This window comes from Gluconacetobacter aggeris (genome assembly GCF_014174395.1).
Taxonomy (GTDB): domain Bacteria; phylum Pseudomonadota; class Alphaproteobacteria; order Acetobacterales; family Acetobacteraceae; genus Gluconacetobacter; species Gluconacetobacter aggeris.
The window spans coordinates 1-22,481 of the sequence record NZ_JABEQD010000024.1 but is presented as its reverse complement, the minus strand read 5'-3'; the positions used below and the strand labels follow the sequence as shown (position 1 = coordinate 22,481).

Below are 22,481 nucleotides of genomic sequence, written 5' to 3'. Positions count from 1 at the left end.
ACTGGCGGGATATTTCCCCACCAGTCGCGGATATTAGCGACGCCCGCGCCCGACAGGCAACCGCGCCGCACGCGCCCTACTCCGCCGTGCTGATGCGCACCCCGTCGCCAAACGGATGGGCGCGCAGGTGGATCGCCTTCGCCGGCACCCCATCGGCCACCAGACGGTCGGCCACCGCACGGGCACGCAGCAGGGCCAGCGCCATCGCCCGCGCCTGCTCTGTCGAATCGGTCGACGCGGCCTCGCCATAGCCATGGACGAACAGCGGGCCACCGGGCGTATGGCGCGCCACGCCGTCGATGTCCCTTTCCTGCCCCGCCACCGGGTGGTCGTTGCCGACGGGGAAGAGAATGCGCGTTCCCCCCGGGTCCGACAGGACATAATCCGGGCGGGCCACCGCAACGGCGGCATCGCTCGGCACCGCGAAGCCGGGCAGCTCGGGCGCCGTCGGCGGCCCGGCGGGAATCTCGGGCGGCGCCGCCGATGCCGCCGGCGCCTTGCCGCCCACACCGCCGACATCCGCCCCGACCTCGGGCATCGCCACCAGCGGCCCGCCACCGTCCTCGCCCGCGTCGCCATGGGCCGAAGACCCTTTCGGGGCCGGACTGGGTGCGGGCGGCGGGGCCTCCGCCGCATCCAGCGTCGCCGAAGGCGTGGTCTGGGTGGTCGCCGGAGCGGGCGGCGTGGAAGGACGCGCCGGCGTAGCACTCACAGGCGGGGCCGTATTCGTCAGCGGCCCGACCTCCGCCGCCATCCGGTGCGCCAGGTTGCGCTGTTCGATCAGGGATTCGGTCACATCCTGCCGCCGCTCGGCCGATGGGAGGACGGGAGGCGTGGTCGGGGTCAGCCCCACAGCGGGATAGGGGTCGTGCGCGCCCGGCGGAGGCGGTCGCTGCTGGGCGATGACGCCGCCCTGATACTGATGCCACCAGTCCACCGTGGTATCGATGGCATCGCGATGGGCACACCCGCCCAGGGACAGCACCCCCGCCAGCAGCGCGCCCATGGCCGCCCCCCGGTGGCCCGTCGGGCGGGCCAGAGCCGAACGGTCTCTTGGCAGCGGCGCTTTCATACCCATCTTCTCTCCGTGACCAGCGTCTGGCTGTCTGCCCTCCCTTACTAGCCCGGCCCCGGGCCTTTGAGCTAGAGAGCCGCGCCGCCGGTTCGCAGCGGGCGTGGCACAGGACGGGTCTTGGCACCGGGCCGAAGGGGGCGCAGGATAGAGCGATGACGCAGACCAGTCCTGGATACAGGGAGATCATGATGCTGAACGGCATGCAGCCGAACCACCGTATCCGGATGGATGACGAAGACCCGAACGGTCCCGACATCCCCGAGCCCCAGGGTCCCGAACCGAAGGAACCCGACGACAACAAGACGCTCTCCTCGCCGGTCAACGAGCTTGAAAGCCGCCTGTTCGACCAGCGCAAGGTGCTGGTCTTCGGCGCGATCAACGACAAGCTGGCGCGCGACGTCACCGGCCGCCTGCTGGCGCTGGCCGGCGCGTCCGACAAGCCGATCGACGTCTATGTCAACTCGCCCGGCGGCCATGTCGAAAGCGGCGACACGATTCACGACATGATCCGCTTCGTCGATTCGGTCGCCCCGGTGAACGTGATCGGCACCGGCTGGGTGGCCTCGGCCGGCGCGCTGATCTTCGCCGCCGGCAACCCGCAGCGCCGCTACTGCCTGCCCAACACGCGCTTCCTGCTGCACCAGCCGATGGGCGGCGTGCGCGGCCCCGCCACCGATATCGATATCGAAGCGCGGGAAATCGTGAAGATGCGCGAGCGGCTGAACCGCCTGTTCGCGCGCGAAACCGGCCAGACCTACGAAAAGGTCTGCCGCGACACCGACCGCAATTACTGGATGTCGGCCGAAGAGGCCATCGCCTACGGCCTGGTGACGCGGATCATCTCCACCATCTCCGACATTCACTGATCGCTGGCCCCCCTCCTCCCCCCCATCGCAGGGGGGGCCGCAAGGTGACGTCCGGTCCGGCCTGATCTCCAGGCCGGGCCGACGTCTGTACTCATTGTGCGAGCTTGCGAAGTATGACGTCTCTCTCCGATATCTATTCCTCCCTCCCCGAAGCGATCGACCCCAAAGGCGCCGACACGAAAACGGTGGCCGAGGCCGATTTCAACGCCCGCCACTGGTCCAGCCCGGTCCCGGGCCCGCTGAAGCCCGGCTCGGCCGAGCACAAGCGCGCGGTGGCGGAGATGTTCCGCGACACGTTCAACCCGTACAAGCCCTCGGTCATCGAATGGCCGAAGCTCGACCCCGAGACGCTGAAGCGCGTGACCTCGCTGCCGATCTGGGACATTGCGGTCCAGACCGAAGGCAAGGCCCGCCTGCGCATGGCCGCCTACGCCCGGATGATCGACGACCCGGACATGAAGGACGCCCTGTCGCGCAACGCGTGGGAGGAAAACCGCCACAAGGAGGTCCTGTCCAAGCTGGTCGAGGCCTATGACATCAAGATGGCGCCCGAGCCGCCCTATATCGAGCCGCGCGACACGGAATGGGCGTATCTCGTCACCGGCTTCTCGGAATGCGTCGACAGTTTCTTCGCCTTCGGCCTGTTCGCGCTCGCCCAGCGCTCCGGCTTCTTCCCCGCCGAACTGATCGAAACGTTCGAGCCGGTGATGCAGGAGGAATGCCGCCACATCCTGCTGTTCGCCAACTGGCTGGCCTGGCACCGCGCCACCATGCCCCTGTGGCAGCGCCCGTGGTTCGAACTGCGGGTCCTCGCCGTCTGGGTGTTCCTGGTCTACGAGCGGATCGGCCTGGCCACCAGCATCGACGCCGACGGCAACGTCCAGGAACAGGACAATAACTTCACCGTCAGCGGCGCCAAGGACGTGGCGAACGTCGATATCAGCCTGCGCGACATGATCGATCTCTGCCTCTCGGAGAACGAGCGCCGCTTCTCCGGCTACGATCCGCGCCTGCTGCGGCCGAAGCTGGCACCGAACCTGGCGCGCTTCCTGCGCCTGTTCCTGCGCCGCCCCTCCGGCGCCCGCGCGCTGGAGACGCCTGCTTGAGCCGGATCGAAGCCGGGTCGGAAACCCACAAGGACCTGTTCTGCAGCCAGTTCGTCGCCACGCATCAGGTCTTCGACCCCGAGACCCTGCCCTGGCCCGAACTGACGGACACGGAACTGGCCCGCCTGCGCACCATCCCGTTCTGGCAGGAGGTGTACCACACCGAACGCCGGGCGGGCGCGATCGTGGATGCCTTCGCCCCGCGGATCGCCGACCCGGTGGTGCGCGAGGCCGTGGCCCTCCAGGGGCTGGAGGAAGCGCGCCACGCGAAGCTGATCCGCACGATGATCGACCGCTACGGCATCGACGCGACGGAACAGCCCCTGGAGCGGTTTCCCGCCGATCTGGAAACCGCCTTCATCGATTTCGGCTTCGGCGAATGCCTCGATGCCTTCCTGGGCTTCGGGGCGTTCAAGAACGCGCGCCAGTCGCAATTCCTGCCGGAAAAACTGTTCGAGATCTTCGACGTGCTGATGTTCGAGGAAACGCGGCACATCGTCTTCTTCATCAATTACATGGCCTGGCGCGAGCGGCGGCGCGGGCTGGGCCGGGTGCGGCGGGCGCTGAAATCCACCCGTTATTACGGCCGGGCGCTGGGGCGATTGCTGGCCATGGTCCGGCGCGGCCAGCAGCCCAATGACGGGCGCGATTTCGCGGTCACCCAGGCCAATGTCTTCCTCGACAGTTTCTCGTTCCGCCAGTTCGTCGAGGATTGCTACCGCGAGAACGCGCGGCGCATGCGGGAATTCGACCCCGACCTGATGCAGCCCCGCCTGCTGCCCGCCATGGCCGACCTGGCCCTGCGCGGCATGCGCCTGTGGGACCGGAGCCGCCCCCACCTGCGCGCAGGCACACGATAGCTGGGGTGCCCCCTGCCCCCCCCCCGCAATACGCGATCCCGACACTCCCGAGAGTTGTAATCCGGGAGTGTTCGCATTTTTGGCCCCTTGGCCGCGTGACACGGCGGAACCCAGCAGCGTGCCAAGCTCACCATGGAGCGTGGCGTGCATCTCGCCCCGGCCCTTGCCGGGAGTAAGCACGATCTTCTCGATCACAGCGCGCGGATGGCCTCGGACGCTTCCTGCCGGTCCTCGGGATGGTTCAGCGTCTCGGCCAGCCGCGTGCCGCGCCGTCGCTACATCTTCAATCCTCACTCGCCGCCGCGCATACGCAGAAATTCCCGTGCTGCTTGGTTGATAAGCGGGAAGCAAGAACGGTAATGCGGGAATCGTCAAAACCGTGTCCGCAACGATAAGTCCGAAGCATCCTTGATTCAAGACGATATGAATCAATACACTATGCCGACTCCATCAAATCCGTGCTAGGATAGTATTCATGCGATCCACCTGCCTTATATTCATTTTACTTTTGTTTTTGTTAGGTGCGCCAACTTTCGCGGCGCCTAATGTCGCAAATCTTCCTCCAAGTCTGCGGGCGTTCTTTGGAACAATGCGAGGCGATTTTTTTCTGCCACGCCACCTAATAAGTCAGCAAGTTATGCTGGGTCTCAGCATCCCAGACCCCCTGCCGAAACAGCGAAGTGTCACCGTTCCCGATGGCATGACGTTAATATCGGGGTGCCGACTTCATAGTTGTGATGAGAAGGCAGCGGTCGTGGTCGACGGCAGAGGTAACGTATCTGGTGCCGCGCTAATTAATTTTAGATGCCGCCCCAGTGGTATGTGCTGGAAGGAGCCAATATTGACCATTTTTTTGCGTCATAATGACGATAAAGTGGCTACTACTTTTCGTGATTGGGCGGAAATTAAGGGTGTCAATAAGTCGAGTGAAGTCATTTTGGTTGGAAAAAAATGAGTGTGAATTTTTCGTAATGTATTTATACTTGTGTAAGTGTGAGTGGCGGTCTGGTCAGATGATGATGTAAACCGAATATTGGTCTCGGCCAGACCGTGCCCCCGCAACAGCCTGTTGCAAAATGGCCGAATGGCTCGGGCAGCGTCCACCTCTACGCCTGACCCATCGCGCCGGCCCGACCGTCAGTCCGCCTTCACACGCCGCGCCAGTCCATGCGAACGCATGCCATGCGGTGTGCCCTGCGCGGGCACGCCCGGCCCCCCTATAAGCGAGTTGGAATCCGCCCCCTTTCCCCACGGGGTCCCGCAATTTTTGCGCTTGCACGCCTGAAAATCGTGGGACAAGAATGGCATCAACGATTTTCAATCGTTAATATACATATCCGCGCCGCCATCGTCCCCCCAAGGTCAGTCCAATGTCCGAAACGACCCGCTTCACCCGCCGCGCGCTGCTGGGCATCAGCCTGGCCGCCACGTCGTTTCCCTTCGCGCCGATCGGGGCCAGGGCGGACGCGCCCGCGCAGGGCGGCGCCCATTGCAGCGCGGCCGGCACGGCGAACGTTCCGCCCGTGCCCGGCCCCGCCCGCAAGCTGACCATCGCCTGGAACCAGAATTCGACCTGCACCGCCGCAATCCCGGTCGCCAAGGAGAAAGGGTTCTTCGCGCGCTACAATCTGGACGTCGATTACGTCAATTTCGCCGGCTCCACCGACCAGTTGCTGGAAGCGCTGGCCACCGGCAAGGCCGACGGCGCGCCCGGCATGGCCCTGCGCTGGCTGAAGCCGCTGCAGCAGGGGTTCGACGTCAAGCTGGTCGCCGGCCTGCATGCGGGCTGCATGCACATGCTGGCCCCCAAGGGCGGCCCGGCGAAGCTGGACGACATGCGCGGCAAGACCATCGGCGTGACCGACATGGGCGGCCCGGACAAGAATTTCTTCTCCATCCGCCTGAAGGAAGCAGGCGTGGACCCGGAATCCGACGTGCAATGGCGGCAATACCCGGCCGACCTGCTGGCGGTGGCGCTGCAACGGGGCGACGTGCAGGCCATCACCGGTACCGACCCGGTCTCCTATCTCTACAAGCGCCAGTTCGACCTGGTGGAAATCGACAGCAACATGAACGGCACCTGGGCGCAGATCGCCTGCTGCGTCATCGGCCTGCGCGGCAGCCTGATCCGCAACGACCCCGCGGTGGCGGCGGCGGTCACGCGCGCGATCCTGGACGCCGGCGCCTGGGTCGCCTGCAACCCGGACGAAGCCGGGCGCATCTTCAAGCCCTTCGCCGCCCGCGCCAGCGCCGAGGATCTGGCGAATATGCTGCGCCTCCAGGGCCATCATCACCAGGTACTCGGCCCGTCGCTGCATGATGAAATCGTGCGCTATGCCGACGCGCTGAAACAGATCGGCGTATTCCGCCCCTCGCTCGACTCCGCGCGCTATGCGGGCAAGGTCACGCAGGACCTGTTCGCCACATGAGTGCGTCGGACACACGAGCCCCGCCCCTGCGCGCGACCGGCCAGACGGCGACGAAGGCCGGCCCCCGCCGCGCCCTGCTGCCCTGGGCGGCCGGGCCGGCCTGGTTCCTGGCGGCGCTGGTCACCTGGCGCTGGCCCGACGCCGACGATTTTCCCGATACCAGCCGGCTTGCCGCCCTGTTCCTGGCCGTCGGGCTGGGCCTGACGGCCGCGGCAGCCCTGCGCCGCCTGTCGGCGCGTGCCCCCTGGGCCATCGCGCTGGGTCTGGGCTTCGCGGCGTGGGAGATCGCACAGGCCAAGCTGCTGTGGCTGCCGCGCCCCTTCTTCGGCACGCCGCAGGACCTGCTGGACGTGTTCCTGACCGACTGGAAACGCCTGGGCGACAGCCTGCTGCACTCGCTCGGCCTGCTGGCGGTGGGGTACGGTATCGGCGCGGTGCTGGGCGTGGCCGTCGGTGTCGGGCTGGGGCGCTCGCTGCGGTTCCGCTACTGGGTCCGGCCGCTGATCCGCCTGGTCGGCCCGCTGCCGCCGGTGGCGTTGCTGCCGCTGGCCTTCGTGCTGATCCCGTCCGGCCGGCTGGCCAGCGAGGCGCTGCTGGCGCTGGCGGCGGGCTTTCCCACCACCATCCTCACCTGGTCGGGCGTCGCCGCCGTCGATCCCGCCTATTACGATGTCGCCCGCACCATGGGGGCACGCAACCGCTTCCTGGTGCTGCGCGTCGCCCTGCCCGCCGCGATGCCGCAGATCTTCGTCGGCCTGTTCATGGGGCTGGGCGTGTCCTTCGCCACCCTGGTGGTGGCCGAGATGCTGGGCGTGAAATCGGGCCTCGGCTTCTACATGCAATGGGCCCAGGGCTGGGCGGCCTATCCCAACATGTATGCGGCGCTGCTGGTGATGTCGCTGATGTGCACGGGACTGGTCACGCTGCTGTTCAAGGTGCGCGACCGCGTCCTCTCCTGGCAGAAGGACGGCCTGAAATGGTAACCACCCCCACCCGCACCGCGCACCCGCTGGGGCTGGAACTCGACCATATCGACCACAGCTACATGATCGGCGGCGCCTTCACCCCGGTTCTCGACGATATCAGCCTCACCATCGCGCCGGGCGAATTCGTCGCCCTGCTCGGCCCCTCGGGCTGCGGCAAATCCACCCTGCTGCGCCTGATCGCAGGGCTGGAACCCCCGCATGGCGGCGCGATCCTGGCCGAAGGCACCCCCATCGCCGGCCCGGGCCCCGACCGGATCGTGATGTTCCAGGACCCGACCCTCTATCCGTGGCGCACCGTGCGCGGCAACGTGGCGCTGGGCCACGACATTGCCGGCCGCAGGGACCCGGCAGCGGTCGCGGCCGCCATCGAACTGGTGGGCCTGAAAGGTTTCGAACGCGCCTGGCCGCACCAGCTTTCCGGCGGCATGGCCCAGCGCGCCGCCCTGGCCCGCGCCCTGGTCAACGACCCGCGCCTGCTGATCCTGGACGAACCGCTGGGCAAGCTGGACAGCCTGACGCGGCTGACGATGCAGACCGAACTGCACCGCCTGTGGCGCGATCGCGGCTTCACCGCCATCATGGTCACCCACGATGTCGAGGAAGCCCTGCTGCTGGCCACCCGGATCATCGTCTTCAGCCCCCGCCCCGCCCGCATCATCGGCGACCTGCCGATCGACCTTCCCCCCCACCGCCACCGCGACGATCCGCGCCTGCTGGACCTGCGCAGGAACATCCTGGTCCAGCTCGGCCACAGCGCGGACTGGTAAACGGCGCCGGCACGGCGCCCGGGCTCCGGGTCACGATCCTCGTCCATGACGACCGCATTGCCCCGATGCCCTGCCATCCGGCGGATGACGCTAATATCCTGACGAATTCACGCCCTTCCCGCGCCCGATGAAGCGATAATTTCGACCGCGACACCGGGTCGCGCGCGGCGAAGCCACGCCGCAGACGAAGGACGCTGGAAAAATGATCAAGAAACTCGGCGCCGAATTCTTCGGTACATTCTGGCTCGTCTTCGGCGGCTGCGGCGCAGCCGTCCTCGATGCGGCCTTTCCGCAACTCGGGATCGGTTTCGGGGGCGTCGCCCTCGCCTTCGGCCTGACCGTCCTGACCATGGCCTATGCCGTCGGCGGCATTTCCGGCGGCCATTTCAACCCGGCCGTCTCGCTCGGCGCCGCCGCCGCCGGCCGCCTGCCGTGGAACGCGCTCGGCCCCTACTGGGCCGCCCAGGTGCTGGGCGGCCTGCTGGCGGCCAGCCTGTTATACCTCATCGCCTCCGGCAAACCGGGTTTCGTGGCAGGCGGCTTCGCCTCCAACGGTTATGGCGCCCTCTCCCCCGGACATTACGGGCTTCTCTCCGGATTCCTGATCGAGACGACCCTGACGGCGGGATTCCTGGTCGTGATCCTGGGCGCGACCTCCCGCACCGCACCGGCGGGGTTCGGCCCGCTGGCGATCGGGCTCGCACTGACCCTGATCCATCTCGTCTCGATCCCCGTCACGAACACGTCGGTCAATCCGGCCCGCTCCACGGCGGTCGCGTTCTTCGCGCAGACGGCGGCGCCGGGGCAGCTCTGGCTGTTCTGGACAGCCCCGCTCATCGGCGCCCTGCTCGGCGCCTTCATCTGGAAATACCTGATCGCAACATCGGAATCATGACGGAAACCCGGCCAGGGCGGCATGAAGGAAGGCGTATCCGACATGCCCGGCTCGGGAGCCGTTCACTCCCCGGCCAGCTTCTTCAACACCTGGATGGCCGCAATCCGCTCGCACACATCCAGCGGCACCAGCGTCAGTTCGGTAATCCGCGCCGCCACCGGCAGGTCGCGTTTCACCAGTTCCTCACCCTGCTTCGTCAGGGACGCCAGACGCTGGCGCCGATCCGACGCGTTATGTTCCACCACCACCAGATCGCGCTCGCCCAGTCGGGCGACGATCCCGCGCAGGGTCGCAAGATCGATCGCCGTCAACTGGCTGATCCGCGTCAGCGCCACCGTGCCGGCCTCGTGGATCGTGACCATCACCGCGAACTGCACCGCCGTCAGCCCGTCCTCTCCCATCGTCTGCTGGAAGATCGCGGTATGGCGCTGATAGGCCTTGCGCAGCAGATGGCCGATCTGCTCGCCCAGCACATAATCGGGAGGCGCCACCGCCTGCTCCGCCGCTTTTTTCCGTCCCGCCATCAGCCGCCACACGCCATGATCGCCGCCCCTTCCGCCAGAACGCTTGTTTACGACGCGGCCAGAAAGCCATCCACCGCCGCGCAGAACCCGTCCAGATTGTCCCACGGAATCATATGTCCCGCATCGGGCACGTGGGCCAGACGGATCGTCGGCAGCAATGTCCGGATTTCCTCCTCGTCCTCGGGCAGGATCACGCCGCCACGCGTCGCGACCATCAGCAGGGCCGGCGGGGTGAGGTGCGGCAAATCCTGGTGGATATCCTCGGTATGGAATTTCTCGAACGTCACGCGCGTGGCCAGTTCGTCGCATGTATGCAGCCATTCGGCGCGCAGGCGAAGCTGCTCCTCGGTCCAGGTGGGGCAGAAGCGGCGCATCGCCTCGGAATCCATGCCCCGCCGCGCGGCGCGGATCGAATCGACATACCATTCCAGCTTCGCCGGATAGGCCCGCCGCCCCGGCCCGCTGACCGGCGGATCGACCAGCACCAGCGCGCCAATCCCCCGCGCATCGCGCCGCGCCAGCCGGATGGCGATCCGCGCCCCCATCGAATGGCCCAGCACCACGCAGCCTTCCAGCCCCAGCACATCGATCAGCCCGCGCACATCGTCGGCATAGCTGTCCAGATCGTAGTCCAGGTCCGGCCCGGTTTCCGACAGGCCGCGTCCGCGCACATCCAGCACATACACGTCATGCGTCGCCGCCAGGCGCTCGGCCACGAACCCCCAGGTGACGGCCGGGCTGGTAATGCCCGGCACCAGCACCAGCGGCGCACCCTGCCCGCCATAGCGCAGGTAATGCTGGCGGATACCATTGGCATGCACATGCGCGCCGTAGAGGAAACGAGAGTCGGTCATCACGGCTTTCCTTCTATCGTGGAATCAGGATTCTTCTTTTTCTGAAGAAAAAGAAGCAAAAAGACTTTTATCCGTTCAGGAGCCTCGGAACGCGCACGCACAAGATTCCTGAACAGATCAGAAGTTTTTTGGTTCTTTTTTTTCAAAAAAGAACGGAAACGCTTCAATAGGCTCCCGACAGCAGCGCCCCGCCACCGGGCGCGATCCGTTCCAGATCCAGCGCCCGCAGCATGGCATGGGTCGTGGCGATCGCCGCCGACAGCACGGGCTTGCCGGTCAGGGCCTCCACCTTCGGCACCACGGGCAAGGAGGGCATCTGCACGCAGGCCGAGAGCACGATGGCATCGGCATCCCTGTAGTTCAGGCCGGCGACGATGCCCGGAAGAGTCCGCGGATCATGCGCCGCCACGTCCAGATTATCGGGAATCTCCAGCGCCACATGGTCGATCACCTCATAGCCCTCGCTGGCCAGGTAATCGATCACCAGCCGGGTCAGCGGCTTCATGTAGGGCGCGACGACCACGATGCGGCGCGCGCCCAACGTAGCCAGGCCATCGACCAGCGCACCGGCGCTGGTCACCACCGGGGCCGGCGCGCCGTTCTCCACCGTACGGCCATGCAGCCGCGCCTCCGACACGCGGTGATAGCCCACGCCCATCGACATGGTGGCCACCAGGCAGGCATAGCCCAGCACGTCGACCCGCGCGTCGCTGAGTTCCAGCGCGCACCGGTCGGACTGCGCGTCCATCGCCGACAGTTCGTCCTTGCTGACCGTCTTCATGCGCATGCGGCTGGAATGGAACAGAAACCGCTCCGGCCGGATCAATTGCCGGGCCGCCAGCAGGGCGGGGATTTCGGTTTCCATGGTGATGTTGGAACTCGGGACGATCTGCCCGATCCTGTAAAGCGATTTCATGAACAAATCCTGCGTGGAAGGGAAATCAGCGATTGGACAGGCGCGACAGCAGCGTGTCGTAGTCCATCACGTCGCCGCATTTCTGGGCCATGTCGAACAGATTGGCCTCGTGCGGGCCGATGGCGCGGTCGCCCACGCAGTCGGACACGACGATGGGGCGGAAGCCCAGCGACATGGCGTCGATCACGCTGGCCCGCACGCAGCCGCTGGTGACGCAACCCGCGACCACCAGCGTCTGCACGCCCCGATGGGCATACCACGCCGCCAGCGGCGTGCCGGAGAACGCCGAGGGCACGGTCTTGCGCACCACATATTCCCCCGCCACCGGCGCCAGTTCCGGCACGATGGCGCTGGCCGGATTATCCTCGGTCAGGCCCAGCATGCTGGGCACCTTGGCCGAGAACACGTTGGCATCCGCCCCGTCATCGGCGAAGACGATGCGGGTATGCGCCACCGGCCAGCCCAGCCGCCGCGCGGTGTCCAGCAGCGGACGGGTGCGTGCGATGGCCTGCGGGATATTGCCGCCGCCAAACGCCGCCGGATCGGCGAACCCGTTGACGAAATCGACGATCAGCAGCCCCACCTGCCCCACGATCCCCAGTTCGCGGCCGAATCCCTGCCGGGCATACAGCGCGCCGTCCGTTTCCTGACCCGTCATTCCCCTGTCTCCTTCACCAGTTTTCCATCACGGACTACCGCCCGCCCATCGAGGCTGACCGTGCAGTTGCGCATCGGGATGTCGATATGGCAGGCGGTGTCGCGCGTGCCCCCGGCCTCGTTGTTCGGCCCCGTGGACCACAGGAAGTTTCCGGCGCAGGCACGCGAATCCATGCCGATCGTCGCCTCGCGGTCATACAGGCCCAGCACCGACCAGTGCGCGCGCTCCTGCAACCCCCAGCCGACATGCGACACGGCATAGACTTCGGGATCGTTGAAGGATTCCATGTAGCCTTTCAGAAGATCGGCCTCGAGCCCGCCCTGTATGTCGGTCACGTAGCCCTTCTCGACCGTGAAGGTCACGGGGTCGCGCACGTACTCCTTCTGCGGCAACAGGATGTCGCCCCGGTCCAGCACGATGGTGCCGCTGGCCGTGCCCTCGTTCGACCAGGTGGCCAGAAAGCCGCTGGGCCAGTGGTCCCACCGCCCCGGCCGGTCGCAGAAGCCATATTCCTCCAGGATCGGATAATCGCCGAGCGTGAAGCGCACGTCCGTTCCCGCCGCCGATGTCACATGCATCTCGCGCGCCGCCCGCAGCACCTTCGACGCCGCCAGCACGCGGTCGCGATCCCCGGCCGTCGGCACCATGCGCAGCAGGATCTCGGGCGGCTCCACCGCCAGCAGGATGCGCCCGCCGGCCGCCAGGATCTCGTGCTGCTCGGCCGAGAACAGCAGCGTCATCAGGTCCAGCACCAGGTCGCTGGCCTTCAGCAGCGCCAGCGCCGCGTGGTTGCCGGTCAGCGGCGTGGTGCCGACATAGGCCAGCGGATCGCGCGACAGCGACACCCCGCCATTGACCGGCAGCAGGTCGAGCCGGTTGACGATCGCGCCGCGCGCCTGCGCCGCGAGGATGGCGGTGCGCATTGTCTGCGCATTGGTGTCGCTGGAAGTCAGGACGGTCACGGTCCGGCCGGCCGCGATGCCGGACAGGTCCAGAACCTGCCGCCATGCATCGACAAGTTCGCAATCGCTTACGGGCATGGTGTCTGTTCCCCGGATGAAGTGGAAGACGGTGCGCGGCCCCGGCCCAGCACCAGGTTGACGCCGATCGCGGTCAGGGTCGCCGCCGCGATGCCGCCCAGCGTGGCGCCGCCGATCGTCAGCGTCAGGTTGCCGGCCCCCGCGATCAGCGTGGCGCCGACGGTAAAAAGCGTGCGCGGATCGGCGAAATCGACGGCATGGTCGATCCAGATCCGCACCATGGTGGAGACGATCAGCCCCAGCACGCCCAGCGCCAGCCCGCCCATCACCGGCTCGGGGATCGCATGCAGCAGCGCGCCGAAGAAGGGCGAGAAGCCCAGCGCGATGGCAAACAGCGCAGCGGCTGCGAACACCAGCGTGGAATAGACGCGCGAAATCGCCATCACGCCGATATTCTCGACATAGGTCGTCACCCCGGTACCGCCGCAGAAGCCGGCCAGCATCGTCGCCAGCCCGTCGCCGATGAACGCCCGGCCGGTCAGCGGGCCGTAATCGCGCCCCGTCATCGCGCCCACCGCCTTGATGTGCCCCAGATTCTCCGCCACCAGCACCAGCGCCACGGGGGCGATCAGCAGCATGGCGTGCGGCGAGAAGCGCGGGCCGACCAGCGCCGGCCAGCCGAACCAGGGGGCGGCGCGCATGGCGGCGAAATCGATCGGCGGCGCCAGCCCCAGCCCGTTGGCCACCAGCGCATAGACGGTGCAGGACACCACCAGCCCGCACAGCACGGAGAGCCGGCGCATCGCGGGCGGCGCATGCACGGCGATCATCGCCACCGCCAGAAAGGTGAAGATCCCCGTCAGCGTCGCCGATGTCGATCCGGCCAGCCCCCGCGCCGCCACCGGCGCCAGGTTCAGCCCGATCGCCGCCCCCACCGCACCGGTCACCACCGGCGGCATCAGCCGTTCGATCCACCCGGTGCCGGTCAGGCAGACGATGCCGCCGATCAGCGCATACAGCGCCCCCGCCGCCACGATGCCGCCCACGGCCAGCGGCACGTCGGGGTTCGGCCCATGGCCGGAATAGCCGGTCAGCCCCACCACCACGGCAATGAACGAGAAGCTGGTGCCCAGATAGCTGGGCAGCCGCCCGCCCGTGACCAGGAAGAACAGCAGCGTGCCCAGCCCGGAACACAGCACGGCGATATTGGGATCGAACCCCATCAGGATCGGCCCGATGATGGTCGACCCCGCCATGGCCAGCACATGCTGCACGCCCATCGCCAGTGTCATGCCCAGGGGCAGGCGCTCGTCTGGCGCGACCTCGGCGCCGGTCGCCAGCCGCCAGCGCGGTAGCCAGTTCGCGTTCATCGATGCTCTCCTGTGCCGGGCTCTCCTGTGCCGGCGGCGCGTATGCGGGCGATCACGTCCTCCACCCCCTCCCACGGGGGGCGTCCAGGCGCGTAGGTGACGCGGATATGGCGCATCAGGGCGGCGACCTGCGCGTCGGACAGGCTGGCGGCGAAGCCCGGCATCGCCCCCACGCCCGGCGTGGCGGGGCGGGAAATGCCATGCAGGATCACCTGCGCCAGATTGTCCGGCCGATCGGCGAAGACATTGCTGTTCAGCGCCAGCGAGGGGCGGGCGCCGAACATGTGCGGGGCCTGCCCCTCATGGCAGGCGGCGCAACTGCCGCCATAGACCCGCGCGCCCTCGCCCGCCCAGGCGGCATCGCGCGCCCGGATCGCGGCGGCCTGCTCCACCGCCCGCGCCCGGTCGGGCGATGCCGCGCGGGTGTCGAAGCTGGCCACATAGGCCGCGATCGCCCGCACATCGGCCTCGGGCAAGGTCGCCATATGCGTCACCACCGGCGCCATCGGCCCGGCCGCCGGCCCGTGCCGTTCGGAAAAACCGGTGCGCAGATAAGCAAACAGATCATCCGCCGTCCACGGTACCGGCGCGCGCGACAGATTGCCCAGCGGCGGGGCCTCCCACCCTTCCGCCATGCCGCCGCCCAGCCACGCGCCACGCCATTTCTCGGCCCCCAGCGCATTGCGCGGCGTATGGCAGGCGCTGCAATGGCCCAGCCCCTCGGCCAGATAGGCGCCCCGGTTCCATTCCGCCGGGCGCGCCGGATCGGGCGCGAAAGGCCGCGTGTCATGAAACAGCACGTTCCACCCCGCCATCAGCGGACGCAGCGAGAACGGAAAGGCCAGCTTCGTCTCCGGCACCGCGTTGCGCACGGGCTCGCGCGCCATCAGGTAGGCGTACAACGCCTCCATGTCGGCATCGCTCACCTTCGCGAAGGCGGTGTAGGGAAAGGCGGGATAAAGGTGATGCCCGTCGCGGCTGATCCCCTCGCGCATCGCCCGCGCGAACGCCGGATAGGACCAGCGCCCGATCCCGGTTTCCTCATCCGGCGTCAGATTGGTAGAGCGCACGATGCCGAACGGCGTCTCCAGTTCCAGCCCGCCGGCATAGGCCATGCCGCCCGGCGCGGTATGGCACACCGCGCAATCGCCCGCTGCCGCTACGTCCCGCCCGCGCGCGATCGTCGCCGCCGACCAGCGCGCCGGGTCCGGCCGCGCCACCGGCGCGATGCCCGGCCGCCATGGCGATGCCGTCACCGCCAGCCCGCCGATGCCCGACAGCAGCGTCCCCACCGCCGCCAGCCCCACCCAGCCACGCAGCCGCGCCTGCGCGGGCTTCGGCGCCGGCCCCGCCGGCATCAGTTGCGGCAGAGGCTGTGGTCCATCGTCTATTTCCCGAAACGCCCCCAGCGCCGCATCCAGTGCGGCACGGACGCGCTCCGGCGTGAACGGCACCTCGCGAAACCGCACGCCGGTCGCGTCATGCAGCGCGTTGGCGATCGCCGCCGCGCTGGGCACCGAGGCCGACTCTCCCACCCCCAGAGGCGGCTGGTCCTGCCGGTCCATCAGCAGCACGTCGATGTCCGGTATCTCGGGGAAAGTCAGCAGCGGATAGGTGCCCCATTCGCGGCTGGCGACGCCGGCGGGGTCGAACGCCACTTCCTCGCGCAGGGCACGGCTGACGGACTGGATGACATTGCCATGGATCTGGTGCCGCACCCCTGCCGGGTTGACCATCATCCCCGAATCCTGCCCGACGACGACCCGCGTGACCGCGACGTGCCCGGTCAGGCGATCGACCGCGACATCCGCCACCCACGCCGCCCAGGCCGCGGGCACGCCGGGAAAGACACCGTGGACATACTGGGCATAAGCCACGCCCCGCCCCCGCAGCACACGCTGCGCCGGATCGACCCGGCGCGGCCCGCTGCGCGGCATCCATGTCGCCCGCCGCGCCGTCGCACGCAGCAGCTCGGCCGCCCGTTCGTCGGGCAGGTAGCGCAGCCGATACGCCACCGGATCGACCCCGGCCGCCTCGGCCAGTTCGTCGATATAGCATTCATGCGCGAAGCTGTTGGGCATGGCCGACACGCCCCGGAACCACGATGCCCGCGCGATCGGCGGCATGTCATGCACCGTCACGCGTGCATTGTCGTAACCGTAGGGCGGCACCGAGGTCCGGTCGCCCATCTGCACGACCGGGGGCGTGGCGGCCGGCACCACCCCGGTCAGCACCAGCGCCAGCAGCGGCGAGACGTTGGAGGGATAGCGCGTCGAGAAATCATAGGCCGCCGGCGCGCCATCTTCCCGCAGCCCGCCCCGCACCTGCATGAGCTGCGCCGCCCCCTTCGGCTCCCACACATGTTCCTGCCCGCGCGTCAGTTGCACCCGCACCGGCCGGCCCACGGCGCGCGACAGCAGGGCGGCGTCGCCGCACACATCGTCGGCGCAGTTTCGTCCGTAGCAGCCGGCGGCCTCATGGCGGACGATGGCAATGGCGCCTTCCTCCAGCCCGGTCAACAAGGCGATGTCGGCGCGCAGCATGTGCGGGTTCTGGGTGCCGGACCATACCGTCAGGCGTCCACCCCGCCACTCCGCCACGGCACAGGACGGACCGATCGAGGCATGCATCTGGTACGGCCACAGATAGGTCCGGTCCATGCGGATCGCCGCGTTCTCCGCCCCCGCATCCACGTCGCCCCGGTCCAGCAGCCGGCGCGGGGTGGACGGGTTGGCCAGCAGGGCCGCCTCCAGATCCGACAGATCCGGCAGGTCGACCTTGCGCCACGACACGCGCAGCCGGCGCGCGGCCTCCTCGGCCTGCTCCTCGCGCTCGGCCACCACGCCGACGAAATCGCCCTGCACCACGACATCGACCAGGCCGGGCAGTCCGGCCACCGAGTCCCGGTCCACGCCGATCAGGCTGCATCCGACGAACGGTCCGTGGTCGAACCCGCCATAGGGCGGGCGGATCACCCGCCCATGCAGCATGCCCGGCACCCGCACGTCATGCACATAGACCGCGCGACCCGTGACCTTGTCGGGAATATCCACGCGCGGCATCGGCCGCCCGACCACGCGATAGGCGGCGGGGTCCTTGACCGGCACCGCCTCGTCCAGCCGTACGCGCAACGTCCGCCCGTCCAGCAACATGCCATAGGTCAGCAGCATGTTTTCCGGCCAGGGATGGCCGCCTGACGGATCGGCCGACAGCACGCCGTCACGCACCGCCAGCCCTTCGGCCGGCACGCCCATGCGTTCGGCGGCCAGTTGCACCAGCACCCGCCGCGCATGGGCGGCGGCGCGGCGCAGCGGCACGGCCGTCACCTGGATCGTCTCGCTGGCAATGGTGGCGCCCTGGTTCGGCGCGACCTCCGTATGGCCCAGCACCATGGTCACCGCATCCGGCGCCACATCGAGTTCCTCGGCCACGATCTGGGCCAGTGCGGTGCGGATGCCGGTGCCCAGATCGACGTGCCCGCAATAGCCGTTGACCGCGCCACTGGCCTGCACGACCAGAAAGACCTCATCCGCCGGCACGTCGTCCGAAGCCCCACGCGCCACCAGCCCGCCGGGCGGCCGCGCGGCACGGATGACGGTCAGCGACCCGGCCGGCTCCGTCACGCCCCCCATCAGGCGGCCTCCCCGCCCGTCGCCGCGCCGCCCGCCAGCCCGCAGGCCAGCCGGGCGGCACGCAGGATCTCGACATGCGTGCCGCAACGGCACAGCACGCCGCGCAACGCCGCCAGCAGCGTCGCATCGTCAGGCGCCGGATCGACATTCAGCAACGCCCGCACAGTCATGACCATCCCGTTCAGGCAATAGCCGCACTGCGCCGCCTGCTCGGCCACGAAGGCGCGTTGCACCGGGTCCGGCACACCGTCGCGCGCCAGCCCTTCCAGCGTCGTCACCGGCCAGCCGGCTACGTCCCCGACCGCCAGCCCGCACGACCGCGCGACCCGCCCGCCGACAAGCACCGAACAGGCGCCGCATTCGCCCAGGCCGCAGCCATATTTCGGCCCGTTCAGGCCCAGGTCGTTGCGCAGCACATGCAGCAGCGTCGTGTCCGGCGGCACGTCCAGCACATGGCCCGTGCCATTGACCGTCAGGACCACCGCCGGCGGCATCGCCCCCCTCCCCGCGTCAGGCCGTCAGGTCGACGTCATAGATGTCGTATCCATACACCCAATAAGGATCTTCCTGATTCCGCAGCCAGGTATTGGCATTGGAGACCTGCTGCACGCGCGAAGCCCGCTCGATGCGATGCGCACGATAGGCCTCGAACGTCCGCGACAGGTCCCGCGTGCCCAGTTCCGTCATGCAGCGGGTCAGCATCGCCGCATCCTCGATCGCCATGGCGGCACCCTGCGCCATGTGCGGCTTCATCGGATGGCAGGCATCGCCCAGCAGCACCACCCGCCCGGCATGCCACAGCGGCAGCGGGTTGCGCGTATAGAGCGGCCATTTCGTAATCGTGTCGGCCACGTCGATATAGGCTTGGACCAGCTCGTGATAGCCCTTGAAGGATTCGCGCATCGCCTCACGCGTGCTGGGCACCCACGGCACGCCGGCCGGCCAGCTTTCCGCCGGCTCGCCGGTGACGAAATAGAATTCCTCGCGCGTGCCATCCAGCGCATAGGCCATCATGTGCCGGTCGGCCGACCACCATTTCACGCAGGGCTCGACCTCCAGCCCCGACAGGCGCGCCATCGGCAGGACGCCGCGATGCGCGACCCAGCCGGTGAACAGCGGCGCCTCCGGACCCAGCAGCTTCTCGCGCACGCGCGAATTGATGCCGTCCGCGCCGACCAGCACGTCGACCACATCGGTGGTCCCGTCCTCGAAGGAGAGCAGGACGTCGTTCGCCCGTTCCTGGAAATCGACCAGCTTCTTGCCGAACCGGACCAGGTCCGGCGGCACCGCACCGATCATGATGCTGTGTACGTCGCCGCGATGGATGGTGATGTAGGTGGCGCCATAGCGCGCATGCTCGGCATTCAGCGGAATGCGCGACAGATAGGCCCCGTCATCCCATTTGCGGCTGAACCAGTATTCCGGATGGCTGGACGCGTCCTCGATCGCCTGCTCGATCCCCAGCCGGCGCATGATCTTCATGACGTTGGGCCCGTACTGGATGCCCGCCCCCAGCCGCGAGAAGGCCGGCGCCTGATCGTACAGCGTCACCTCGAACCCGGCGCGCTGCAACAACCCGGCGGCCGCGGTGCCCCCCAGCCCGGCGCCCACGATGCCAATTCTCCGCGCTTCGACCATCATCCTGCCTTCCGCATGCCCAGCCGGGCGTTCATCCGTCCAGACAGAATGTATACATACCATTCCTGCTACGCAAGGATATTGGCGGTCCGAAATCCACCATATTCCGGCTGCCCCGGACAGCCGCCCCACCGTCCGCTCACCATTTGGCTTCCGCCCCACGACTCCGACCGCTTCCTCTCCATATATCCTGATAATGACGTAAAGACATGAGATAAGACAGGACGGACGGTCCACGCATCGGACTGCGATTCGTGCTTTCGGTACCACAGAAAACCCATCCGGAACGAAAACAGGATGAATCCTGTCCTGAATCGATAAACAACGTCTACATTATTTATTGACATTGCAGACCCGTTCCATACCACTATCGCAACGACGCGGCGGACCGCGGCTCCCGTCAAAAAACCCCCATACGCAGACAGGATGGATACCATCATGGAGACCATGACCCGAACCCTTGCCACGTCGCTGATGGTCACGACCATCCTGGCCGGCGCAACCGGGTACGCATTCGGTCAGCCGACCCCTGACACGACGGGAACCACGACCGGCCACCCCGCCGCCCGGCCCGCCCGGGCTGCTCCCTCCCGCCCGGCGGCGGCCGATGCCGAACAGGTGTCGGTGGTCGGATCGGGTTCGACCCGCCAGGTCCAGACGATCAGTACCAGCCAGATCTCCCGCTCGGTGCCGGGCACCAGCCCCTACAAGATCATGAACCAGATGCCCGGCGTCGCCTTCACCTCGGCCGATCCGCTGGGCATCGATACCTGGAGCCAGAGCATCTACATGCACGGCTTCTCGCAGGATCAGCTCGGCTTCACGCTGGACGGCATGCCGCTGGGCGCGCAGACCTATCGCGCCTATAACGGCCTGAACGTGAACAACGCGATCAGCCCCGAGAACATCAAGCGCCTGAGCGTCTCGCAGGGCGCGGGCTCGCTGGACGTGGCGTCCAGCAGCAATCTGGGCGGCACCGTCCAGTTCTATTCGATCGATCCGTCCGACCATTTCGGCGGCAAGGTGGCGCAGACCTTCGGCAGCAACGCCACCTTCCGCACCTTCGGGCGCATCGACAGCGGGCAGCTCAACCCGTCAGGCACCAAATTCTACGTCTCCTACGCCCGCACTTCGGACGATAAATGGAAGGGCCATGCCGGGCAGTTCCAGCAGCAGGTCAATGCCAAGTTCGTCCAGCCCATCGGCGAGTCGACCAGGCTGACGGGCTTCTTCGACTGGTCGGACATGGCGGAGGCCTCCTACGCCGTCGAATCGCTGGAAACCATCCGCAAGCTCGGCACGCGGGTCGATTATTATTATCCCGACTATACCACGGCCTATCGCGCGGCCCAGGGCATCTATTCCCATGGCGAGCAATTGACCCGCAGCCCCAAGGACGTCGCCTATTACGACGACCCGGCACTGAGCCAGGATTATTTCGGCGGGTTGACGCTGGACACGAAGCTGAACAGCGCCATGGACTGGAAGACCACGATCTACGGCCATGGCGATTCGCTGGACACGCACTGGACCAACCCGCACATCACGTCGCCCAACGGCGCGCCGCTGGCCGAACAGGTCCGCCGTTCGGGCTTCCAGCGCTACGGGCTGACATCGGGCTACACCTGGCGCTGGCGGAAGAACACGTTCAACACCGGCCTGTGGTATGAAAACGATCATTACACGATGGGACAATATTACTATCAGGAGCCGATCCTGGGCCAGGGCAGCCCGATCGACCCGTTCGGCGCCCTGCCGCAGCCCTTCGCCCAGGCATGGGGCAATGTCTTCAATACCAACACGTTCCAGTATTACCTCCAGGACACTTACAAGATCCTGCCCAACCTGACGGTGCATGCCGGATTCCGCTCTCTGCTGGTCACGGCGCGCAGCGGCGTCACGGAGAACAACCAGAAATATACCGGCGTCGCCAACCTGCCTGCCGGCAGCCTCACCGCATCGAACGCCTTCCTGCCGCAGGTCAGCGCCAACTGGCGCTTCCTGCCGCATAACGAACTCTATTTCGACGTCTCGAAGAACATGCGCGCCTACCCGCAGGCCGGCTATTCGCTCGGCTCGCCCTGGTCGGTCACCACCATGGCTTCGTTCCAGAACGCGAAGAAGACCCTGAAGCCGGAAGAGGACTGGGTGTACGAGCTGGGCTATCGCCTGACGATGCACCGCGCGGTCGGGCTGATCAGCCTGTATCACACGGATTTTTCAAACCGCCTGCAGACGATCACCTCCGGCGCATCGATCATCCAGAACCAGTCGACGATGCAGAATGTCGGCGGCGTGCATATCTGGGGCGTGGATGGCAGCCTGACGCTGAACCCGATCGATGGAATGTCGCTGTATAACAGCATCAGCTACAGCCGGCAGCGATTCGACAGCAACCTGACGACCGGCGGCGTGACCTACAACCTGTCCGGCAAGAACATCCCGAACTATCCGGACCTGATGTACAAATCCAGCCTCAGCTACTCCTACGGCCCGGTGATGGCACATATCGACGCCAACTACATGTCACGCCGCTATCTCAGCTACATGAACGACACCCATGTCCCCGGCTACTGGCAGACCAACCTGGGCGTACGCGTGCGCGCCGGCGATCACGGCCCGCTGCACGACATCACCGTCGATTTCAATATCTACAACCTGACCAACACGACCTACATCTCCACCGTCGGCGTGCAGGGCAACCCCATCGCCGGCGACTATCAATCGATGCTGATCGGTGCGCCCCGGCAGTTCTTCGGCACGGTCAGCGCCAACTTCTGAGCATGCCGCAACGCCCTCCCCGCGCCTACTCCCTGAAGGCGCGGGCGAGGACGTTCTGCTTTTCCAGCGAGACGGGCAGTGCGGTGGCGGTGACGGCCACGCCCTGCCAGCCCGCGCCCATGGCGGTGTAGAGATTGACCGCAT

At 67.2% G+C, this 22,481-nt stretch carries 18 protein-coding genes and 1 pseudogene; 8 read left to right on the top strand and 11 right to left on the bottom strand.

The window, feature by feature from the left end:
* Positions 1-76: 76 nt before the first annotated feature.
* Positions 77-1,078, bottom strand: a complete 1,002-nt coding sequence (locus tag HLH36_RS18910; RefSeq protein WP_246377040.1) for a hypothetical protein — start codon at positions 1,076-1,078, stop codon at positions 77-79.
* Positions 1,079-1,266: 188 nt separating this feature from the next.
* On the opposite strand from HLH36_RS18910, the gene HLH36_RS18905 reads away from it, so the two are divergent.
* From HLH36_RS18905 to HLH36_RS18895, 3 genes are all read left to right on the top strand, one after another.
* On the top strand, positions 1,267-1,941 hold the full coding sequence (locus HLH36_RS18905; RefSeq protein WP_182967637.1) for an ATP-dependent Clp protease proteolytic subunit: 675 nt from the start codon (positions 1,267-1,269) through the stop codon (positions 1,939-1,941).
* A 113-nt stretch (positions 1,942-2,054) separates the two neighbouring features.
* The gene (locus HLH36_RS18900) at positions 2,055-3,047 is read left to right on the top strand and encodes a ferritin family protein (RefSeq protein ID WP_182967598.1); all 993 of its coding nucleotides are present in this window, start codon (positions 2,055-2,057) and stop codon (positions 3,045-3,047) included.
* Positions 3,044-3,907: a hypothetical protein gene (locus HLH36_RS18895; protein ID WP_182987832.1), complete on the top strand. Its 864-nt coding sequence runs from the start codon at positions 3,044-3,046 to the stop codon at positions 3,905-3,907. Before HLH36_RS18900 ends, HLH36_RS18895 begins: the two co-directional genes overlap by 4 nt.
* Positions 3,908-3,922: 15 nt before the next feature.
* On the opposite strand, the pseudogene HLH36_RS19970 reads toward HLH36_RS18895, so the two are convergent.
* Positions 3,923-4,167, bottom strand: a pseudogene (locus HLH36_RS19970) (recombinase family protein); the annotation flags it as partial.
* A gap of 1,110 nt (positions 4,168-5,277) precedes the next feature.
* Between HLH36_RS19970 and HLH36_RS18890 the strand changes: the two are divergent.
* From HLH36_RS18890 to aqpZ, 4 genes are all read left to right on the top strand, one after another.
* Complete coding sequence (locus tag HLH36_RS18890) at positions 5,278-6,336, top strand: ABC transporter substrate-binding protein (protein ID WP_182987831.1); 1,059 nt, start codon at positions 5,278-5,280, stop codon at positions 6,334-6,336.
* Positions 6,333-7,319, top strand: a complete 987-nt coding sequence (locus HLH36_RS18885) for an ABC transporter permease (protein ID WP_182987830.1) — start codon at positions 6,333-6,335, stop codon at positions 7,317-7,319. The genes HLH36_RS18890 and HLH36_RS18885 overlap by 4 nt, the downstream gene beginning before the upstream one ends.
* Complete coding sequence (locus HLH36_RS18880) at positions 7,313-8,089, top strand: ABC transporter ATP-binding protein (protein WP_182987829.1); 777 nt, start codon at positions 7,313-7,315, stop codon at positions 8,087-8,089. Before HLH36_RS18885 ends, HLH36_RS18880 begins: the two co-directional genes overlap by 7 nt.
* A gap of 202 nt (positions 8,090-8,291) precedes the next feature.
* Entirely contained in the window at positions 8,292-8,984 is a 693-nt protein-coding gene (gene aqpZ / locus HLH36_RS18875; protein WP_182987828.1) for an aquaporin Z, read from the top strand.
* Positions 8,985-9,046: 62 nt separating this feature from the next.
* Here the strand turns inward: aqpZ and HLH36_RS18870 are convergent, their stop codons facing one another.
* From HLH36_RS18870 to HLH36_RS18830, 9 genes are all read right to left on the bottom strand, one after another.
* Positions 9,047-9,508 carry a MarR family winged helix-turn-helix transcriptional regulator gene (locus tag HLH36_RS18870; RefSeq protein WP_182987827.1) on the bottom strand — a complete coding sequence of 154 codons (462 nt, stop codon included), beginning with the start codon at positions 9,506-9,508 and terminating at the stop codon, positions 9,047-9,049.
* 47 nt (positions 9,509-9,555) lie between these two features.
* A complete protein-coding gene (locus HLH36_RS18865; protein WP_182987826.1) occupies positions 9,556-10,362 on the bottom strand; it encodes an alpha/beta fold hydrolase in 807 nt (268 codons plus the stop codon).
* A gap of 163 nt (positions 10,363-10,525) precedes the next feature.
* A complete protein-coding gene (locus tag HLH36_RS18860) occupies positions 10,526-11,278 on the bottom strand; it encodes a maleate cis-trans isomerase family protein (protein ID WP_275943857.1) in 753 nt (250 codons plus the stop codon).
* Between the two features lie 25 nt (positions 11,279-11,303).
* Positions 11,304-11,936, bottom strand: coding sequence for an isochorismatase family protein (locus HLH36_RS18855; protein WP_182967614.1), 633 nt, complete (start codon positions 11,934-11,936; stop codon positions 11,304-11,306).
* On the bottom strand, positions 11,933-12,976 hold the full coding sequence (locus tag HLH36_RS18850) for a M29 family metallopeptidase (protein WP_182987825.1): 1,044 nt from the start codon (positions 12,974-12,976) through the stop codon (positions 11,933-11,935). Before HLH36_RS18850 ends, HLH36_RS18855 begins: the two co-directional genes overlap by 4 nt.
* Complete coding sequence (locus HLH36_RS18845; protein ID WP_182987824.1) at positions 12,967-14,286, bottom strand: solute carrier family 23 protein; 1,320 nt, start codon at positions 14,284-14,286, stop codon at positions 12,967-12,969. The genes HLH36_RS18850 and HLH36_RS18845 overlap by 10 nt, the downstream gene beginning before the upstream one ends.
* A complete protein-coding gene (locus tag HLH36_RS18840; RefSeq protein ID WP_182987823.1) occupies positions 14,283-17,918 on the bottom strand; it encodes a molybdopterin cofactor-binding domain-containing protein in 3,636 nt (1,211 codons plus the stop codon). Before HLH36_RS18840 ends, HLH36_RS18845 begins: the two co-directional genes overlap by 4 nt.
* Entirely contained in the window at positions 17,918-18,412 is a 495-nt protein-coding gene (locus HLH36_RS18835) for a (2Fe-2S)-binding protein (RefSeq protein ID WP_182987822.1), read from the bottom strand. The genes HLH36_RS18840 and HLH36_RS18835 overlap by 1 nt, the downstream gene beginning before the upstream one ends.
* Positions 18,413-18,428: 16 nt before the next feature.
* Positions 18,429-19,559 carry an FAD-dependent monooxygenase gene (locus tag HLH36_RS18830; protein ID WP_275943856.1) on the bottom strand — a complete coding sequence of 377 codons (1,131 nt, stop codon included), beginning with the start codon at positions 19,557-19,559 and terminating at the stop codon, positions 18,429-18,431.
* Positions 19,560-19,994: 435 nt separating this feature from the next.
* On the opposite strand from HLH36_RS18830, the gene HLH36_RS18825 reads away from it, so the two are divergent.
* Entirely contained in the window at positions 19,995-22,337 is a 2,343-nt protein-coding gene (locus tag HLH36_RS18825) for a TonB-dependent receptor (protein ID WP_182987821.1), read from the top strand.
* Positions 22,338-22,481: the final 144 nt, after the last annotated feature.

Coding starts and splice junctions, on each gene's coding strand:
- HLH36_RS18910 (WP_246377040.1), bottom strand. CDS start 1,078: ATGGGTATGAAAGCGCCGCTGCCAAGAGACCGTTCGGCTCTGGCCCGC.
- HLH36_RS18825 (WP_182987821.1), top strand. CDS start 19,995: ATGGAGACCATGACCCGAACCCTTGCCACGTCGCTGATGGTCACGACC.
- HLH36_RS18845 (WP_182987824.1), bottom strand. CDS start 14,286: ATGAACGCGAACTGGCTACCGCGCTGGCGGCTGGCGACCGGCGCCGAG.
- HLH36_RS18840 (WP_182987823.1), bottom strand. CDS start 17,918: ATGGGGGGCGTGACGGAGCCGGCCGGGTCGCTGACCGTCATCCGTGCC.
- HLH36_RS18835 (WP_182987822.1), bottom strand. CDS start 18,412: ATGCCGCCGGCGGTGGTCCTGACGGTCAATGGCACGGGCCATGTGCTG.
- aqpZ (WP_182987828.1), top strand. CDS start 8,292: ATGATCAAGAAACTCGGCGCCGAATTCTTCGGTACATTCTGGCTCGTC.
- HLH36_RS18885 (WP_182987830.1), top strand. CDS start 6,333: ATGAGTGCGTCGGACACACGAGCCCCGCCCCTGCGCGCGACCGGCCAG.
- HLH36_RS18830 (WP_275943856.1), bottom strand. CDS start 19,559: ATGATGGTCGAAGCGCGGAGAATTGGCATCGTGGGCGCCGGGCTGGGG.
- HLH36_RS18865 (WP_182987826.1), bottom strand. CDS start 10,362: ATGACCGACTCTCGTTTCCTCTACGGCGCGCATGTGCATGCCAATGGT.
- HLH36_RS18890 (WP_182987831.1), top strand. CDS start 5,278: ATGTCCGAAACGACCCGCTTCACCCGCCGCGCGCTGCTGGGCATCAGC.
- HLH36_RS18870 (WP_182987827.1), bottom strand. CDS start 9,508: ATGGCGGGACGGAAAAAAGCGGCGGAGCAGGCGGTGGCGCCTCCCGAT.
- HLH36_RS18855 (WP_182967614.1), bottom strand. CDS start 11,936: ATGACGGGTCAGGAAACGGACGGCGCGCTGTATGCCCGGCAGGGATTC.
- HLH36_RS18860 (WP_275943857.1), bottom strand. CDS start 11,278: ATGAAATCGCTTTACAGGATCGGGCAGATCGTCCCGAGTTCCAACATC.
- HLH36_RS18880 (WP_182987829.1), top strand. CDS start 7,313: ATGGTAACCACCCCCACCCGCACCGCGCACCCGCTGGGGCTGGAACTC.
- HLH36_RS18900 (WP_182967598.1), top strand. CDS start 2,055: ATGACGTCTCTCTCCGATATCTATTCCTCCCTCCCCGAAGCGATCGAC.
- HLH36_RS18850 (WP_182987825.1), bottom strand. CDS start 12,976: ATGCCCGTAAGCGATTGCGAACTTGTCGATGCATGGCGGCAGGTTCTG.